13 protein-coding genes are annotated in these 18,248 nt (G+C 45.6%); 8 read left to right on the forward strand and 5 right to left on the reverse strand.

Annotation, left to right across the window (positions count from 1 at the left end):
* Positions 1 to 134 precede the first annotated feature (134 nt).
* Positions 135 to 1,733 (reverse strand): isocitrate lyase, encoded by a 1,599-nt coding sequence (locus AB4513_RS15960; protein WP_009845782.1) that lies wholly within the window; start codon positions 1,731 to 1,733, stop codon positions 135 to 137.
* A gap of 141 nt (positions 1,734 to 1,874) precedes the next feature.
* Here AB4513_RS15960 and AB4513_RS15965 point away from each other — a divergent pair, with 141 nt between their 5' ends.
* Positions 1,875 to 2,828, forward strand: a complete 954-nt coding sequence (locus AB4513_RS15965) for a LysR family transcriptional regulator (RefSeq protein WP_009845781.1) — start codon at positions 1,875 to 1,877, stop codon at positions 2,826 to 2,828.
* A gap of 174 nt (positions 2,829 to 3,002) precedes the next feature.
* A complete protein-coding gene (locus AB4513_RS15970; protein WP_009845780.1) occupies positions 3,003 to 5,186 on the forward strand; it encodes a malate synthase G in 2,184 nt (727 codons plus the stop codon).
* Between the two features lie 211 nt (positions 5,187 to 5,397).
* Here AB4513_RS15970 and AB4513_RS15975 read toward each other — a convergent pair whose 3' ends face one another.
* A complete protein-coding gene (locus AB4513_RS15975) occupies positions 5,398 to 6,825 on the reverse strand; it encodes an NAD-dependent succinate-semialdehyde dehydrogenase (protein ID WP_102257525.1) in 1,428 nt (475 codons plus the stop codon).
* A 212-nt stretch (positions 6,826 to 7,037) separates the two neighbouring features.
* Positions 7,038 to 7,826 (reverse strand): IclR family transcriptional regulator, encoded by a 789-nt coding sequence (locus tag AB4513_RS15980; RefSeq protein ID WP_004731927.1) that lies wholly within the window; start codon positions 7,824 to 7,826, stop codon positions 7,038 to 7,040.
* Between the two features lie 153 nt (positions 7,827 to 7,979).
* On the opposite strand from AB4513_RS15980, the gene pta reads away from it, so the two are divergent.
* Positions 7,980 to 9,053: a phosphate acetyltransferase gene (gene pta, locus AB4513_RS15985; protein WP_009845778.1), complete on the forward strand. Its 1,074-nt coding sequence runs from the start codon at positions 7,980 to 7,982 to the stop codon at positions 9,051 to 9,053.
* A gap of 68 nt (positions 9,054 to 9,121) precedes the next feature.
* Positions 9,122 to 9,886, forward strand: a complete 765-nt coding sequence (locus AB4513_RS15990; protein ID WP_009845777.1) for a TSUP family transporter — start codon at positions 9,122 to 9,124, stop codon at positions 9,884 to 9,886.
* A gap of 84 nt (positions 9,887 to 9,970) precedes the next feature.
* On the opposite strand, the gene AB4513_RS15995 is transcribed toward AB4513_RS15990, so the two are convergent.
* Both AB4513_RS15995 and AB4513_RS16000 read right to left on the reverse strand, forming a co-directional pair.
* Entirely contained in the window at positions 9,971 to 11,689 is a 1,719-nt protein-coding gene (locus AB4513_RS15995) for a cobaltochelatase CobT-related protein (RefSeq protein ID WP_032555084.1), read from the reverse strand.
* A gap of 3 nt (positions 11,690 to 11,692) precedes the next feature.
* Positions 11,693 to 12,676, reverse strand: a complete 984-nt coding sequence (locus AB4513_RS16000; RefSeq protein WP_009845775.1) for an AAA family ATPase — start codon at positions 12,674 to 12,676, stop codon at positions 11,693 to 11,695.
* Positions 12,677 to 12,938: 262 nt separating this feature from the next.
* Between AB4513_RS16000 and xsc the strand changes: the two genes are divergently transcribed.
* The 4 genes from xsc (at position 12,939) to AB4513_RS16020 (ending at position 18,187) form a co-directional block, all read left to right on the forward strand.
* A complete protein-coding gene (gene xsc / locus AB4513_RS16005; protein ID WP_004731917.1) occupies positions 12,939 to 14,750 on the forward strand; it encodes a sulfoacetaldehyde acetyltransferase in 1,812 nt (603 codons plus the stop codon).
* Positions 14,751 to 15,154: 404 nt separating this feature from the next.
* On the forward strand, positions 15,155 to 15,970 hold the full coding sequence (locus AB4513_RS16010; protein ID WP_009845773.1) for an FRG domain-containing protein: 816 nt from the start codon (positions 15,155 to 15,157) through the stop codon (positions 15,968 to 15,970).
* Positions 15,971 to 16,234: 264 nt separating this feature from the next.
* Positions 16,235 to 16,672 carry a nuclear transport factor 2 family protein gene (locus AB4513_RS16015; RefSeq protein WP_009845772.1) on the forward strand — a complete coding sequence of 146 codons (438 nt, stop codon included), beginning with the start codon at positions 16,235 to 16,237 and terminating at the stop codon, positions 16,670 to 16,672.
* 48 nt (positions 16,673 to 16,720) lie between these two features.
* Positions 16,721 to 18,187, forward strand: a complete 1,467-nt coding sequence (locus AB4513_RS16020; RefSeq protein WP_009845771.1) for an FAD-binding oxidoreductase — start codon at positions 16,721 to 16,723, stop codon at positions 18,185 to 18,187.
* Positions 18,188 to 18,248: the final 61 nt, after the last annotated feature.

Below are 18,248 nucleotides of genomic sequence, written 5' to 3' on the forward strand. Positions count from 1 at the left end.
TTCGGTTAACCGTGGTGTGGAACACAAATCTGAGGCTTTGAGATAAAGCTGGCAGTAGTAGCTTTATCTCAAAGCCTTCCCCCGGATCTTACCTAAGTAAGAGAGAAGGGCGGGGGAGGCTTTAGCGTTAGCGATTAATCAAATTGATTAGACGTATTCGCTTCACCCGCTGCTTTTAGTGCATTTTCACCAGCAAAGTATTCTTTGTGGTCATCACCCATGTCTGAACCAGACATGTTTTGGTGTTTAACACATGCGATACCTTGGCGAATCTCTTTACGTTGAACATTAGCAACGTAGCCCAACATGCCTTGGTCACCGAAGTATTCTTTTGCAAGGTTGTCGGTAGACAGTGCTGCTGTGTGGTAAGTCGGCAGAGTAATCAAGTGGTGGAAGATACCCGCTTCGCGAGATGCGTCCGCTTGGAATGTACGAATCTTCTCGTCAGCGCTTGCAGACAGTTCAGTTTCATCGTATTCCGCACTCATTAGGCTTGCACGGTCGTAAGCTGATACATCTTTACCTTCTGCTGCCATTGCATCGTATGCTTGTTGGCGGAAGTTTAATGTCCAGTTGAATGATGGAGAGTTGTTGTAAACCAGTTTCGCATTAGGGTGAACTTCACGTACGCCGTCCATCATCTCTTTGATTTGACCGATGTGTGGTTTCTCAGTCTCAATCCAAAGAAGGTCAGCACCCGCGTTGATTGCTTCAATACAGTCGAATACACAGCGGTCTTCACCCGTACCTTCGCGGAATTGGTATAAGCCTGAAGGCAGACGCTTAGGACGAACTAGCTTGCCGTCACGATTGAAGCAAACATCACCTTCAGCCATATCTGCAACATCAATCTCTTCAACATCTAGGTATGAGTTGTAGATATCACCTTGGTCGCCAGGTTCTTTCACTACCGCGATTTCTTTTGTTAGGCCAGCACCTTGTGAATCGGTACGAGCAACAATGATGCCGTTGTCGATGCCTAGTTCAAGGAAAGCGTAACGAAGTGCGCGAAGTTTTGCGTGGAAGTCAGCATGAGGAACCGTTACTTTGCCGTCTTGGTGACCACATTGCTTCTCATCGGCTACTTGGTTTTCGATTTGTAGACAACATGCACCCGCTTCAATCATTTGCTTAGCCATTAGGTAAGTCGCTTCTGCGTTACCGAAACCTGCATCGATATCCGCAATGATTGGTACTACGTGTGTTACGTGGTTGTCGATTTTGTCTTGGATTTGGTCTTGTAGATTCACATCACCCGCTTCACGTGCTGCGTCTAGCTGACGGAACAAGCCACCTAGTTCACGAGCATCCGCTTGGCGTAGGAAGGTGTATAGCTCTTCTACTAGGCCAGCAACCGACGTTTTTTCATGCATAGATTGGTCTGGAAGTGGACCGAAGTCAGAGCGAAGTGCTGCTACCATCCAACCTGAAAGGTATAGGTAACGACGGTCTGTCTTGCCATCAAAGTGCTTCTTAATAGAAATCAGCTTTTGTTGGCCGATGAAACCATGCCAGCAACCCAGTGATTGAGTGTATTGAGAGCTGTCTTCGTCGTAAGCCGCCATGTCTGCACGCATAATATCTGCCGTGTATTGCGCAATATCCAGACCTGTTTTGAATTTGTTTTGAGCTCGCATACGAGCTGCAGATTCAGGGTTGATTGCATCCCATGGAGCACCAGCAGCGCTTTTTGCAACTTCAATCTTTTCGATATCTTGTGTAATTTGCGACATAACTATTCCTTAGTTTCACGTGGACATGTTGGCCAATTTGGCGAGGTCATTCGATTTGGATTAAATCTAACCATGGACAAAGAATAACCATGCATGTGATAATTTTGTTAATTTATAGTTATTATATTCGGTATTTTTCTTATGAATATTGCTCGTATAGACCTTAATTTACTTGTGTATTTAGACATGTTGCTACGTGAAAGAAACGTAACACGAGCAGCAAATCAGTTAGGAATCACTCAGCCAGCCATGAGTAATGGCCTGCGTCGATTACGTGATCTATTTGAAGACCCGCTGTTGGTGAGAACCAGTGAAGGGATGATACCGACCGAGCGAGCACATAAACTGCAGCCATTGATTAGAAACATCTTGGCGAATGTAGAAAAGACATTGCAGCCGACCACGGAATTTAATGCAGAAGACAGTGAACGTGTGTTTCGTATCATGGCGAGTGACTATGCTGAGTCGACCATTATTCAGCCGCTATTAAAAAAGTTGAGCGAGATAGCACCGAAAATACGCTTAGATATTATGACGCCAAGTGACGTGAGTTATCAGGATGTGGAGCAAGGCACTGTTGATATTATCATCAACCGTTTTGACGATATTCCACAGTCGTTCCATCAGATGAGCCTTTGGCACGACGGGTTCTCTTGCCTATTTAGTTGTGATAACCCGATAGCGGACAACTTCGATATTTTGTCTTATCTAAAGGCGCAACATATCTGGGTAAGTAAGACGGGTATGGGCACCGGCGTTGGGATTAACCCAAGCGAAGCGCAAAAGCTTGGTTGGATAGATGAAGCATTAATGCGCATTGGCAAAACGCGTAATATCACGGTGTTCACACGACACTACCTGTCGGCGATTCTCTTCGCTCAACAGAAGAACCTGATCCTGACCATTCCAACCAAAGCAGCACAATTGCAGCGCAACAACCCTCGGTTGTTAATCAAACCTGCGCCATTTGCGATTGAACCCTTTGAGGTGAAGATGGCGTGGAGTCCATTGTTACAAACTAATCCAGACCATCAGTGGATGCGCCGATTGATTAAAAGTGTCGCCAATGAAATAGAGAGTGGTGTGACGGAATAACACAGTTTGTAGGGTATTTTTTATATGAATATCCAGTATAACTGGCATAAATTAGCTAAATTTATGTCCGTTGCGTAAGTTTAAGTTAGTAAAGTAAATTTGAGCTAGTAACGTGAATTTAAGCCAGTTACGTAGATTTAATGAGTAGTCATCAGTTAGTTTGAGAGAGATTTTATGAGCAGTCGTATTCAACAGGGAAGCTTGAACATTGATAGCACCCTCTACCAATTAATTAATGAGCAGGTCATTCCTGGAACAGGCATTGTCGCTGAAGACTTTTGGCAATCATTTGCAACTATCCTTGAAGACTTGGCTCCCAAGAACCGCGCACTGCTTATCAAGCGTGAAGATCTTCAACATCAAATTGACGTTTGGCACCAAGAGCGTGCCGGACAAACGCTAGATGCGGCCGAGTACAAACAGTTCTTACAGCAGATTGGCTACTTAGTTCCTGAGGGTGATGACTTTCAAGTAACGACTACCAGCGTTGAGCCTGAAATTGCAACACAAGCGGGTCCGCAGCTTGTTGTACCTATTATGAATGCACGTTTTGCACTTAACGCGGCTAATGCGCGTTGGGGAAGTTTATACGATGCGCTCTACGGAACCGATGTCATCAGTGAAAGTGATGGTGCAGAAAAAGGTGGCAGCTTTAACCCTGCACGTGGCGCTAAAGTCGTGAGCTACGCTCGAGGTTTCCTTGATGACGCTGCACCGTTAAACGGTGTATCTCATAAAGACGTCACCAAATACAGCATCAGCAATGTCAGTATTGGCAATACACTGACAGCGACCTTAGACAATGGCGAAGAAGTCACTCTAATCGATCGCAACCAGTTCATTGGTTACCAAGGTGATGCAAGTGCGCCTTCAAGTATTCTGCTTAAGCACAACAATCTACATATTGAAATTCAAATCGACCCGAGCGCGCCAATTGGCAGCGTTGATGTGGCTGGTATTAAAGATGTGCTGGTGGAATCGGCTCTCACTACCATTATGGATTGCGAAGATTCGGTAGCAGCGGTTGATGGTGAAGACAAAGCACTGGCTTACCGTAACTGGTTAGGCTTGATGAAAGGTGACTTACAAGAGTCACTAGAGAAAAATGGCAAGACCATCGTTCGTAACCTCAACCCAGATCGTCAATACACCAGCGTGACGGGAGGCGAGATCTCGCTGAAAGGCCGCAGCATGTTGTTTATCCGCAATGTGGGCCATCTAATGACCAACCCTGCCATTATTGATGCTGACGGTAATGAAGTACCTGAAGGTATTATGGATGGCATGATCACTTCACTAATCGCGATGCATGATTTAAAAGGCAACAGCGCGTACCAAAACTCGACCGCGAACAGCATCAATATTGTTAAACCTAAGATGCATGGCCCTGAAGAAGTCGCCTTTACCAATGAACTGTTTGGTCGCATTGAAGATGCATTAGGCTTAGACCGATTCACGATCAAAGTCGGCATCATGGACGAAGAGCGTCGTACTTCAGTCAATCTTAAAGAATGTATCCGCGCGGCTAAAGATCGTGTTGTGTTCATCAACACAGGTTTCTTAGACCGAACGGGTGATGAAATTCACACCAGTATGGAAGCGGGCCCATTTGCTCCTAAAACACAGCTGAAAACCATGACTTGGATTGGCGCATACGAAGACCAGAACGTTGATCTTGGCTTAGCTTGTGGCCTGCAAGGTAAGGCCCAAATCGGTAAAGGTATGTGGCCAGAGCCGGACAACATGGCGAAGATGATGGATGCGAAAATCGGACACCCACAAGCGGGCGCTAATACTGCTTGGGTTCCTTCGCCAACCGCCGCGACTTTGCACGCGCTGCACTATCACAAGGTAAGTGTACCAAGCCGTCAGAAAGAGCTTCGAGAGCGAGTGAGAGCCAATGTTGATGATATTCTTACTATCCCGCTACTAGGCAACCAAAAGCTGACTGCTAAAGATATCCAAAATGAATTGGATAACAACACACAAGGTATTCTTGGTTACGTAGTGCGTTGGATTGACCAAGGCGTCGGGTGTTCGAAAGTGCCAGATATTAACGATGTAGGGTTAATGGAAGACCGAGCGACATTGCGTATTTCGAGTCAACATATTGCCAACTGGTTACGCCACGGCATTTGCGATGAAGCACAAGTAATGAAAACCATGAAACGTATGGCGGCAGTGGTTGACGAGCAAAACGCTAGCGACCCGAGCTACCGTAATATGGCACCTGACTTTGAAAACAGCATCGCATTTTCAGCAGCGTGTCAGTTGGTATTCGAAGGCTGCGCTCAACCTAGTGGTTACACCGAGCCAGTGCTGCATGCTATGCGTCTAAAACTGAAAGCGCAGGGATAGAGAAGCAACCCAATAACAAAAACAGAGAATGTAAAATACTAAAAAAAAAGAAACCCCCTTTAACCGAGCCCAAGGTGCCGCGCTTTTATAGCGCGGCTTTTTTTGATTCATTTTTGTGGTGAGAAAGGTGGGGAGTGGGGTAGGTTAGTGATCACTAAGACTTAATTATTTCTGAGCCCTAATCACTGCCGAAACCTAGTTGCTACCAACCTTATTTTCCGCCAAAGCAAAGATACTTTATGTCCATGTATTCATCGATGCCTTCTTTTGCGCCTTCACGGCCAATACCTGATTGCTTAACACCGCCGAACGGCGCGACCTCGGTTGAGATGAGGCCATCATTAATACCGACCATACCGTACTCAAGTGCCTCTGCAATGTTCCATACTCGATGAATGTTCTGACTGTAGAAGTACGACGCTAATCCATAAATGGTGTCGTTTGCCATCTCAATAAGCTCTTCGTCTGTCTCGAATTGCATCACAGGGGCGACAGGACCAAAGATCTCTTGCTGAACAATGTCCATGCTGTGTTTCACATTTTTAAGAATGACAGGCTGAAGGAAAAGCCCATCAAGCTCTTGAGTTGGCGTCACAGGTGTCGCGCCTTGTTCTACCGCTCTGTCTATTAATGCTTGGATGTTGTTCTTCGCATTCTGACTGACAACAGGACCAATGGTGACACTTTCATCTAAGCCGTTACCAATCTTAAGCTGCTGAACCGCTTGATCGAATTTAGCCACGAACTCATCGTATACTTTACTGTGAACATAGAAACGGTTTGCACAGACACATGTTTGTCCCGCATTACGGAATTTCGACGCCATTGCGCCTTGAACGGCCGCGTCGATGTCTGCATCGTCAAACACAATAAAAGGTGCGTTGCCACCGAGCTCCATTGAGGTGCGCTTGATGCCTTTTGCCGCTTGAGCCATCAAGATACTGCCCACTCGAGTCGAGCCTGTGAAAGAGATTTTTTTGATCAGTGGATGAGAAGTGAATAGGGTGCCAACTTGCTCAGGGCTGTCGCCAAGCACCACTTGTAATAGATCTTTCGGGATACCTGCTTGGTAAGCCAGTTCAACTACAGCAAATGCAGAAAGGGGCGTCTCGTCTGAGGGCTTCACAATAAAACTACAGCCAGCAGCAAGGGCAGGAGCTGCCTTACGAGTGATCATCGCAATTGGAAAGTTCCATGGCGTAATGGCACATGCGACTCCGATAGGTTGTTTGATGGTTACCAAGCGTTTGTCTGCGACGGTGCTAGGAATTGAATCACCATAAGTGCGCTTCGCTTCTTCGGCGAACCATTCAATAAAGCTTGCACCATAAACCACTTCGCCTGTTGCTTCTGCTAGCGGCTTACCTTGTTCAATGGTCATTAGGCGAGCAAGATCTTCTTTGTTTTCAAGGAGCAGTTGATGCCAACCACTTAGCAATGCAGCACGGGATTTAGCAGGAATTTTTGCCCACTCTTTCTGCGCAACATGAGCACGTTCGATAGCGCTCTCTAACTCCGCCTCGGATGAAATTGGCGCATGCCCAATAAGCTCACCCGTTGCTGGGTTTGTGACTGCAACTGCGTTGTTCGCTTCTGTCACCATAAAAGAGAGTAAGTGCTGGTTCTTAATGTTTAGCATCGTGATTCCTTTGTTGTGATTACTTTAGACGTGTTGCTTATATGCGGGTTGGCGAGTGTTCAAATGACTTCGACCAACCGTTGATTGGTCGAAGATAGTGGTCGTTAGCTCGTTAGCTCGTTAGCTCGTTAGCTCGTTAGCTCGTTAGTTCGTCCGTGCTTAAGTTGTTGCTTTCGAAGCGATAGCCACTCGAAGCGGTCTAAGAAAATGACCTATTGTTGACTCCAATTATCAGACTCTATCTTAGCGAGCGCTTTTGCTGCTTTTTGAAGAGCGGGTAGGTACTTGATCGCTTCATCAGGTTTGACTCGAATTACAGGCGCTTGTATCGCTAGGCCGAGGTTTGATTGACCCGTAGATGACGGGATCAGTACCGCGATACAGACTAAGCCCGGCAAAAACTCTTCGTCATCAATCGCAAAGCCTTGGATTTTCGCTTCTTCGATGTCTTTCTCTAACATCGAATAGTCTGTAATAGTGTTCACTGTGTACTGAGTCAGTGGCACATTTTCAATTAATCGTCTGCGCTGTGACTTAGACATGTGCGCCAAAAACAGTTTTCCGCTTGCTGAGCAATGTACTGGGACGCGAGAACCTGGGTGTAGATGAAAACGAAGGGGTGCTTCAGTTTCTGCACGATCAAGATAGATGATCTCGCCACTTGATAGCGCCGTTAGGTTACAGCTTTCGCCAACTTCTGCTCTCAGGTTTTCAAGAATAGTGCGTCGGGCACTGTGCATGGTGCTATTCAACAATAGGTTTTCGGCAAGCTTTCTGAGTCGAATACCTGAGCTGTAGTGCTTCTCATCGCCGTCTCTTTGAATGATGCCTGCCGCTTCTAACTGCTGAAGCATTCGGTGCAGCGTAGGTTTTGGCAGTCCAGTTTCTTCGACTAATCCTTGAAGAGAAATAAACTCGTCTTTTTGCGCTATCACCTCTAATAGTGCAAAAAGTCGGAGAGTCGGTGTATCCCCTTGAACTGGTGGTGTTTCTGTTTGCATATAATGATCCATCCTTGCGATATGTCTATGCCTAAGAGTGTACATACCAAATCATTATTCTTCAATTATCTGAATAAAATTTGACCTTTTTTATTATTCCAATAATATAAATATAAATTATGGAACAATTAATCTCAATAAATGGAATTTAAGATGAAGGCGATTGAACGGATTATTGATAAGGCTCACTTAGATCGTAAGCGAGTGGTTTTGAGTGAAGCTGAGGACCCGCGAGTACTAGCAGCCGCAAGAATGGCGATAGACAAACAGCTCGCTCACATCACCCTAGTAGGGGATGAACCAGCGATCATCGCTGCTGCAGAATTACATCACATTGATCTTGTAGGCATTCACATTGTTTCCCCACAAGCGTCATCACTCAAAGAAGTCCTCGCTGAGCGGTTGTATACATTAAGAAAAGCGAAAGGTATGACTTACGATGATGCGCTAGAGCTGGTTCTAGACCCACTCGTTTTTGCCAATTTGATGGTCAGAGAGGGGCTGGTGGATGGCACAGTTAATGGTGCGGTTTATACCACGTCTGATGTGGTACGAGCTGCGCTTCAGATTATCGGCCCCGCGCCAGACAGTGAATTGGTGTCCAGTTTTTTTCTGATGATGTTGTGTGAGCCTTTCCATAATCTTAAAGGCGGCATGATTTTCAGTGACTGTGGGTTGGTGATTAACCCTAATGAAACCGAGCTAGCATCGATTGCAGTGGCCGCATCAAGCAGTGCTCAAACGCTACTGATGGAAGAACCTAAAGTCGCAATGCTATCGTTTTCGACCAACGGTAGTGCCAAGCATGAATCGGTCGATAAGGTTCGTAACGCGGCTCAGTTAGTGAAACAACGTTGTCCCGGAATCGCCGTCGATCAGGATGTTCAACTCGATGCCGCGATTGTGACTGAGATTGCCGCGAAAAAGCTGCCAGATTCAGAGGTGAAAGGTCAATCGAACGTGTTGATATTTCCCAATTTAGAAGCCGGTAATATTGGTTATAAGCTTGCGGAAAGGTTAGGTGGGGCAGTTGCGATTGGTCCACTATTACAAGGGTTGAATCAACCTGCGAATGACTTATCAAGAGGGTGTAACGCACAAGACATCTTTAATGTGATCGCGGTGACCGCGGTACAAGCACAGCAAGGAAAAACAGCAAATTCAAAGACTGACGTGGCGGCTGATTCTGAAAAAAGAGATGAATCGACATTTGATTTTAGATACTAAAATCTAGCTCCTGAAGCTGATACTCACATTCAAATCAACCCCCAAAAACAACCTAACTAGGACTGCTGATGGAGTTACCTGTTTTACTCGCTATTCTTGCCACCATCGCGGTGGGTACCTATTTTCAAACTGTCACCGGATTTGGCCTCGGTATCATCGTGATTGGTTTAACGGTTAGCCTTAATCTGGTTTCCTTACCCGTTATAGCCGCTGTGGTCAGTATTGTGACCTTGTTCAATTGCTTGGTCGCATTGATGGGTAAGCCACTGCTTGGGGAACTCAAGATTCTGGTGGTGTTGGTCATCGGTATTATTCCCGGCGTTTCGATGGGGGTGTACTTGCTGGACGAGTTAAGCGAATCGGCCACGCATATTCTCCGAGGACTATTGGGTGCCATGGTGCTATTCGCAGGTTTGAGTTTTATGTTCAAACCTAAAACCAGAAAGGATCGTTCGGCAACTGTATCGTTTTTGTTGTCTGGTTTTAGTTCTGGCTTAGCGGGTGGGTTGTTTGGGATGGCAGGTCCACCGATTGTTTATCATCTTTATCGGCAGCCTTTTACGCTCGATCTGGTGCGAAGCACACTGCTGATGGTGTTCGCTTGTACGTCGATGTCGCGTACTGTCAATGTCTACGCTGCAGGCGACATGGAACAGAGCATACTGTGGTTATCTGCTATTGCTGTTCCCTTGGTGGCGCTTGTCACGATGTTTGCTCGACGTTTCCCACCGCCGTTGTCTAATGATCAACTCAGAAAGTTAGTGTTTATTGTGTTGATGTTGATTGGTGGGTACTTGATGGCGGTCTCTGCATGGTCGTTGTTTTTGGCTTAGAACGTTTTCTTTATCAAAATTATCTTTGAAGGAGGAGGGCTTGATTCTCGTTTAATGCTTGACGTCACCCTCCTCACTGACACGTCAGCGCTTTAGCATCTCAAAGATGTTCCTACATAGCCCGAACAAGCAGCTCTCTTGTACGTCCAAGGTAATGTTGTTGCGGTAGTACGGGCTCAAATCCACTCCCATCCCCACGCCATGAATCTCAATTCCGTTTTTGGTCGACTCACGTTCAATGACTTGTTTGAGGTGGTTATCCAAATAGAACTGATCGTTGGCAGTGCTGGTGGCGGTATCCATTGGGCAGCCGTCTGAGAACACGATCAAAACCTTTCTTTGAGCAGTGTGCTGTTGCAACCGCTGGCTAGCGAACTGCACCGCTTCGCCATCAATCCCCTCTTTAAAGACGTCTGCTTTACGAAGACTCGCAATGCCAAGGCGAGATCGTCTCCAATGCGTATCAAAACCCTTAAACACGATGTGCCGAACTTCGTTCAAGCGGCCTGGGTGTTTTGGTTGGCCTTGTTTAAGCCACTGCCGATAAACCTTGCCACCGTTCCAGTTGTTGGTAGTGAAGCCAATGATCTCAAATGGGATATCAGCCAATCCTACGGATTTGAGAATGGTGTCCATCAGCAGACTTAGCTTGTGACTGTGCTTTTGCATTGAGCCTGAGCAGTCCATCAAAAACGTGATAGCACATTGATGAGATACACCGATATCAGGTTGATAAAAGACAGTGCGATCCAATGGCGACGTGATGAGCTTGGTGATGGTGGGGGCGTTAACAATGCCTTCTTCTAAATGGTCCTGACGTCGGTTCCTCTGTGGTGTGGCAACAAAGCTAGTAAGCATAGCGGCTAAACGGCGAGTGTTTACTTGTCTCGCCATGATGTCATCGGTGAGTTTCTGCCTCAGTTCGAGTAATAGGGCGCGCCTGACGAGTTTATCTGCGGCGACAATTTGATCAAATTCTGAATTAAAGACCTGATAATTCGCACCCGACAACTCGAATACCTTGCTACTGCCCGTGATGTCAGTATCGACGTCTTGATCTTGAATGTCTCCATCAACGATAAGGGCAAGCTGCGCAAGGATTTTTATGTCTTCTTCAACCGTTGGCGTAGCCGAGCTATCGCTCTCTTGCTCTTGGTTGATGAGCTCTTGTGCAAGGGCAGCAAGCTCATTGGCGCAGTGAGCAAACTGTTGTTGGTCGGTTCTATGTTGCTTTAAGCGCTTAAGGTTGTACCCGAAAGTAGGCACGATGCCTGCGCGAGTCGATTCAATGGTCTCAGCGATAGGCTCAGACACCGGAACGCCAGTTAAGCGGGTGTGGATGACTTGCATCAGTGTAAACAGCAACATGCCTATTCGTGATTCGGTAAAGCCATTTTGATGATATTGGTCGCTCCAATACGCAAAGTTGAATTGGATACTGGTGGTCACGCCTTTTAGATAAGGCGGGACTTGAGATTCAATTCGGACCTGTTCGCAGAAGTCGTAAAGCAGACGTTCTATTTCGTTTTGAGGGCGCAATGAATAATGGAGGTCAGCGTCTGAAAGCAATAGTCGCAGTGCCGATGAATCGATCTTACCTTGCATCGATAGCTTGCTGCTTTTTAGCTCGTGGCGAGACACAAAGGTGAGATCGTTAGTATGTGCGGACTGGTAATAACAGGGCTTATTGCCTTTATAGAGACGTTCTCCCCGATAGTTCAGATTGAGTTCGCCACTGATTGCTCTGGCGACAGACACGCCAAGATCGAGGATCTTTTTCTGCTGGGAAGAAACATTGGCCATGGTTTACGACTCCGAGTGGGAATAGTTTTGAGTAGGCGTTTCTAAATCTTCACCAAAGCAACGGAAATAGTATTCGCTAACCAGTTCTTTTTCTTCGTCTTCACAGCGATTTAAGAATGAAAGCCTAAATGCCGTCGCAACATCGTCGAATATTTGGATATTTTCAGCCCAAGTGAGCACCGTTCGCGGAGACATCACCGTTGAAAGGTCGCCAGCCCGAAACCCGTTACGCGTTAATCCTGCGGTGGCGATCATTTTCTCAACCAGTTGTCGGCCACTTTCATTATTCAGATTTGGAAGCTTGGATAACACGATCTTGGTTTCATGTTGTGGGTCTAAATAGTTGAGCGTAGCGATGATGTTCCATCTATCTAATTGACTGTGGTTAAGCACTTGAGTACCCGAATACAAACCTGAAAAGTTACCCAAGCCAAGCGTGTTGCAGGTAGCAAACAGGCGAAAAGAAGGGTTAGGTGTGATCACTCGGTTTTGTTCTAAAGAGGTGTATTTCCCGTCTTGCTCCAATAACTGCTGAATCACAAACATCACGTCAGGGCGACCAGCGTCGTACTCATCTAACACCAGTGCGATGGGTTGTTGAATGCTCTGAGGAAGAATGCCTTCTTTAAACTCTGTTACCTGCATTCCGTCTTTAATGACGATGCTGTCTTTACCTATGAAATCCAATCGACTCAGGTGTCCGTCTAGGTTGATCCTCAAACACGGCCAATTCAATCTCGCGGCAATTTGCTCTATGTGAGAAGACTTGCCCGTTCCGTGCGTGCCTTGTATCAATGTGCGACGATTGGAGGTGAACCCTGCCAATATAGCCAGCGTCACTTCGGGGTCAAAACAGTAATTAGGATCGACTCTCGGCACATATTCACCCGGATGTTCAAATGCCATCACCGTTAGGTTACTGTCGATGCCAAAGCGTTCTCTCACGCTTACCGGCTGCGTTGGTACCAATTCCGCCTCTTTCATCATATTTCCCTCTATATAGCTCATCACTTGTCGCTGCTATCGCGATATGTCATCGATTATTAACAGCTCCAGTTAAGTTAACAGCACTTTTTGTACGAAAAACTACCAATAATGTGATCCAGTTTTATTAATTAGAATGAATTGTTCCAATTTAATATAAAAAGTTGACGCGCAAAAATTCTACTACTAAGGTGAAAATGAATTCGAAAAAGAGACAATTCATTCCGAAAAATGAAATTTTGGTTAACTCAAGGAGAATGGAAGAATGAGCGAGCAAGAAAAACGTACGGTTGTTTCCGGCACAGTAACAATGACACCATCAGAAGCGTTCGTTGAAACTATGGTTGCTAATGATGTTACCGATATGTTCGGCATCATGGGGTCGGCATTTATGGACGCAATGGATATCTTTGCTCCTGCTGGCATTCGATTGGTCCCAGTAGTACACGAGCAAGGCGCTGCCCACATGGCAGATGGTTACTCCCGTGTATCGGGTCGCCACGGTGTAGTCATCGGGCAAAATGGCCCGGGTATCAGTAACTGTGTAACAGCAATTGCAGCTGCGTTCTGGGCACATAGCCCGGTCGTAATTGTGACGCCAGAGACAGGCACTAAAACAATGGGCTTAGGTGGTTTCCAAGAATGTAACCAGCTTCCAATGTTCCAAGAGTTCACTAAGTATCAAGGACACGTAACGCACCCAGATCGTATGGCGGAATACACAGGCCGATGCTTCGACCGTGCGATGAGCGAAATGGGTCCAACTCAGCTAAATATTCCTCGTGACTACTTCTACGGTGAAACTCAAACTGAAATCCCTAAACCAGCGCGTTTAGACCGTGGTCCTGGTGGTGAGAAATCTCTGAATGAAGCAGCAGACTTGATAGCTGAAGCGAAATTCCCAGTCATCATTTCCGGTGGCGGTGTGGTAATGGCTGATGCAGTTCAAGAGTGTGCGGCATTAGCAGAAAGACTAGGTGCACCTGTAGTGAACAGCTACCTACACAATGACTCTTTCCCTGCGAGTCACCCATTATGGTGTGGTCCTTTAGGCTACCAAGGTTCGAAAGCAGCAATGAAATTGATGGCTCAAGCGGATGTGGTTATCGCTTTGGGTACACGTCTTGGTCCATTTGGTACCTTGCCTCAACATGGCATGGACTACTGGCCGAAGAACGCGAAAATCATTCAGATTGATGCAGACAACAAGATGCTTGGTCTGGTTAAGAAGATTTCGGTTGGTATCTGTGGTGATGCAAAAGCAGCAGCGGTTGCTCTATCTGAAAGGTTGGAAGGTCGTGCACTGTTGTGTGATGACAACAAAGGCGCTCGCCAAGATACCGTCGCTACAGAAAAAGCACTTTGGGAAAAAGAGCTTGATGAGTGGACACACGAACGTGACTCGTTCAGCTTAGATATGATTGAGGAAAACTCACACGAGACTCCGTTCTCTGGTGGTGAATACCTACACCCACGCCAAGTACTGCGTGAGCTAGAAAAAGCGATGCCTGAAGACGTTATGGTCTCGACGGATATCGGTAACATCAACTCAGTGGCAAACAGCTACTTACGCTTTGAAAAACCACGCAGCTTCTTTGCTGCAATGAGTTTCGGTAACTGTGGTTACGCATTCCCGACCATCATTGGTGCGAAAGCTGCGGCACCTCATCGTCCCGCTATTTCATATGCAGGCGACGGTGCGTGGGGCATGAGCCTGATGGAAACCATGACATGTGTTCGCCATAACATTCCAGTGACAGCTGTGGTATTCCACAACCGTCAATGGGGTGCAGAGAAGAAGAACCAAGTCGACTTCTACAACCGACGCTTTGTTGCCGGTGAACTTGAAAACCAAAGCTTTGCAGAGATTGCACGAGCAATGGGTGCTGAAGGTATCACGGTTGATAAGCTAGAAGATGTAGGTCCAACCTTGCAAAAAGCCATCGACATGCAGATGAACGAAGGCAAAACAACCATCATTGAAATCATGTGTACTCAGGAATTGGGCGACCCGTTCCGCCGAGATGCACTATCAACACCGGTTCGTTTCCTAGATAAATACAAAGATTACGTATAAGTCATAGGAAGTTTGTCCGGCCACCGCATTATAAAGAGCGTGGTCGGGCAATATTAACGGGTATTGGCAAAGTGCTTAAGTGAAGAACGTAAACGCTTAGTTCAATAATTTCTACTTAAACATTAGAACACTAATTAAATGTTCCGTCGGTACATAGGTGGTTCTAGCTATATAAACTTTGTTACTCGCTATTATTAATCGACCATTAACTCATAGCGCCTTAGCGAATGGTTCTATTACTGATACTTGTTTATGAATATATATACCTATTATCATTTTAGAAAAATACAATAACGACACTCGTTGACTATTGATCAATCGTTATTATTGGTTGGTTTTTATCATCGATTGATAGGGTTGTTGATATTTGGATTTTTCCGGATTTAAATTAAGTGAATCGTAGTATGCATGTTGTTAAAAATAAACGTTATATAAGTTCAATAGAAGAACTGTATGAAATAATCGATTCGCTAATTGCTGAGTGTAGTGGACATCGTGGTTTAATTTATAACGTGTGTGATTATGAAAATAATAACCTGATGCCAAGCTTAGGTCGCTCAAATCGAAAGAATATTCGCCGTGTCGAACAAGAGCTTCTCTCGACCGTGAGAATTTATGGCGGGCATTCGTTGAATGCACACGAGATAAACGATTGGTTATTGATGTGTTTAGCCAAGAAACAGGGGTTTCCAACCCGTTTACTTGAGTGGACAGATAACCTGGTAAATGCGTTGTGGTCTGTGTGTCATAGCCAAAGCAAAGACTGTATCAATATTATTAAAGCCATTGATTATCATAAGGTTAGTGTTTTTAACTCACCCTGTGACTTCAATAAGACTCAGATATTCAATGTGGCTGATTGTGATCAGCAAGAGCCACGCAAGGACAAGTGGTATTCCATTCACCCATTTAAGGAAGGTGGCAATGATGCCATTCAGCCTTTGTACGATGAGAAAGAATATTCAAACGGTCTAGTGTCCGTTCATATTCTTCCATCAGCGAAAGTAAACCTGATAAAGGAATTAACCTCCATGAATGTTTTAAATGAACCGACAGAATATATTGAAGAGAAACTGGCTGATTTGAAAAATGAAGCCCATGTAGATAACAATCAAGCAATTAATAAAGGTGAGGGTAATATCGAATTACAAGTTAATACTCATGATCGCCAGCTTGAACAGTATGGCAGAAAGTACCATCAAGATTTTGACTTCGACTAAAGTCTAATATTTATAATTATTTTATTTAGACCTCGTATAAATCTAGTGAGTGACTGTGTAAATAAAATTAGAACACTAATTAATTTATAAAAAGATGAAATCTGTGAGCTTAAAGATTGTTTATAAAGTAACTCGAAGTTAGAGTGGCGAAGCTTGTTATCAAGTTGTTAAATTTCACAGATCTAGTTTAAACACTCTAATAAAAAAGTGGCGCAAAGCTACTGAAATTTAAACCAATAACGAAAACATAAAGGATTCTGGAATATGAATATGCAAACCAATGCAGCGACATTCGTGCTGGAAAACCAAGTCGACACCGCCTTTTTACAGTCTTTTAGTGATGCATGGAATAACCATGATATTGAAGCGCTAATGTCGTTTATGACCGAAGACTGTGTCTTCCACACCGTGGCAGGAGAAGGCGAACTTGGAAACACTATCGAAGGGTACGAAGCCGTTCGCAATAGCTTTGAATTGGTTTGGCAGAACTTTCCAGATGCAGCCTGGAGCGACCCTGTCCACTTTGTGTGTGGTGACCGCGCAGTGAGTGAATCAACGTTCTCTGCAACTAACCCTGATGGCACTGTCATCGAAGCTCGTATGGTTGATGTGTTTACCCTGAAAGAGGGAAAAATCAGCGTAAAAAATGCCTTCCGTAAAACACGACCTCTTTTGACTCCCAGCAATACTCCCAAGAGCTAGACACGAAATCGCACCCCGTTCACGTGTTATGACTAGGAGAGTCGAATTATGAGTTTAGTAATGGAACAACCGGCAGCCGATGTGCCGCCAAAGGTGACAAGCACCCAAGCAAAAGAAAGCACCCAAGCACAAGATAAATACGATCCAAAATACGATCCACTTAAAGACAAGAGCCCCGGTCACGGTAAGGAATACGCCCCGACTTATTGGGTAGATACCGCAGGTGCACCACCTGAAGATGATGGCCCAATTACATCGGATATGGATGTCGATGTGGCGATAATCGGTTCAGGCTACACAGGCCTAAGTACCGCGATACACCTTGCTGAAATGTACGGCATTAAAGCGACTGTGATTGAAGCTAACCGTATGAGTTGGGGCTGCAGTACCCGAAATGGTGGTCAGGCTCAGTGTGCGTCAGGACGTTTGAAGCGTTCTCAGTGGATTGAACGCTGGGGACTCGAAACCGCGCTAAAAATGCACCGCGAATGCGTCGATGGCATGAACACATTTAAATCTCTAATCAAAGACATTGATTGTGACCCGCAGCCGGGTGGCCACTTATACGTTGCTCACCGTCCAAAAGTGATGGCAACACTCGAGAAAGAAGCCAAGTTGCTGCGTGACACGTTCGATTACGATGCGCAGATCTTAGATGCGGAAACCGTAAAACGTGATTACGTTGGTGATCAAGAAGCGGCAGGCGCAATGCATGAGCCAGAAGGTATTGGTATCCATGCTGGGAAATTGGCGTTTGGTTATCTAAGAAAGGCGAGAGCACTCGGTGTAAAAGTTCACCCAGCAAGCCCTGTGATGGGTTGGGAAACACGTAACGGTGTGCATTACCTGAAAACGCCAGGTGGTGTGGTTAAGGCTCGTTCTGTCGGTGTTTGTACCGGCGGATACACAAGCCAAGGTTTGCATTCAGAGCTTAAGAATCGCCTATTACCCGTACTTTCTAACTCGATGGTGACGCGTCCGTTAACTCAAGACGAAATCGCCGCGTGTAACTTTAAAACCAATCAGGTGATTACTGATACCAGAATTCTGCGTCATTACTACCGTTTGTTACCGGATAACCGAGTGCAAATTGGTACACGCAGTGCCATCAGTGGCAAGAATGCACCTGAAAAGAAATACGAAGATATGTTGAGAGCGGATTTAACCCGAAAATTCCCTTCTCTCGATCAGATCAAAATCGATTATTCATGGTGGGGTTGGGTGGATGTTAGCCACGACATGATGCCAAGAATCTATCAGCCGAATCCAAAGCAATCCATATTCTACGCACTAGGGTATGGCGGCAATGGTGTGATGTACTCCGCTCAAGCAGGCAAGCGCCTTGCCCAGTGGATCGCAGGTGAAGGTCATAAGCTTGACTTGCCAATATTTGAATCAAAACTTCCGTTCCCCAACGTGAGGGAAGTGGTGGAATCTGAGATGTTTGCACCATTTCGTAGAGTAGGGCAACAGTTCCTTTATCAGTGGTATTCGTTAAAGGATGAAGTGCTTTAGCTACTCGAACATTGTTTCCAAAATAGGGAAATAGAACTACGACCAGGAAAGTTGTACCAGG

Source organism: Vibrio sp. 10N.222.54.E6 (assembly GCF_041473955.1).
GTDB classification, from domain to species: domain Bacteria; phylum Pseudomonadota; class Gammaproteobacteria; order Enterobacterales; family Vibrionaceae; genus Vibrio; species Vibrio tasmaniensis_A.

Coding starts and splice junctions, on each gene's coding strand:
- AB4513_RS15960 (WP_009845782.1), bottom strand. CDS start 1,733: ATGTCGCAAATTACACAAGATATCGAAAAGATTGAAGTTGCAAAAAGC.
- AB4513_RS15965 (WP_009845781.1), top strand. CDS start 1,875: ATGAATATTGCTCGTATAGACCTTAATTTACTTGTGTATTTAGACATG.
- AB4513_RS15970 (WP_009845780.1), top strand. CDS start 3,003: ATGAGCAGTCGTATTCAACAGGGAAGCTTGAACATTGATAGCACCCTC.
- AB4513_RS15975 (WP_102257525.1), bottom strand. CDS start 6,825: ATGCTAAACATTAAGAACCAGCACTTACTCTCTTTTATGGTGACAGAA.
- AB4513_RS15980 (WP_004731927.1), bottom strand. CDS start 7,826: ATGCAAACAGAAACACCACCAGTTCAAGGGGATACACCGACTCTCCGA.
- pta (WP_009845778.1), top strand. CDS start 7,980: ATGAAGGCGATTGAACGGATTATTGATAAGGCTCACTTAGATCGTAAG.
- AB4513_RS15990 (WP_009845777.1), top strand. CDS start 9,122: ATGGAGTTACCTGTTTTACTCGCTATTCTTGCCACCATCGCGGTGGGT.
- AB4513_RS15995 (WP_032555084.1), bottom strand. CDS start 11,689: ATGGCCAATGTTTCTTCCCAGCAGAAAAAGATCCTCGATCTTGGCGTG.
- AB4513_RS16000 (WP_009845775.1), bottom strand. CDS start 12,676: ATGATGAAAGAGGCGGAATTGGTACCAACGCAGCCGGTAAGCGTGAGA.
- xsc (WP_004731917.1), top strand. CDS start 12,939: ATGAGCGAGCAAGAAAAACGTACGGTTGTTTCCGGCACAGTAACAATG.
- AB4513_RS16010 (WP_009845773.1), top strand. CDS start 15,155: ATGCATGTTGTTAAAAATAAACGTTATATAAGTTCAATAGAAGAACTG.
- AB4513_RS16015 (WP_009845772.1), top strand. CDS start 16,235: ATGAATATGCAAACCAATGCAGCGACATTCGTGCTGGAAAACCAAGTC.
- AB4513_RS16020 (WP_009845771.1), top strand. CDS start 16,721: ATGAGTTTAGTAATGGAACAACCGGCAGCCGATGTGCCGCCAAAGGTG.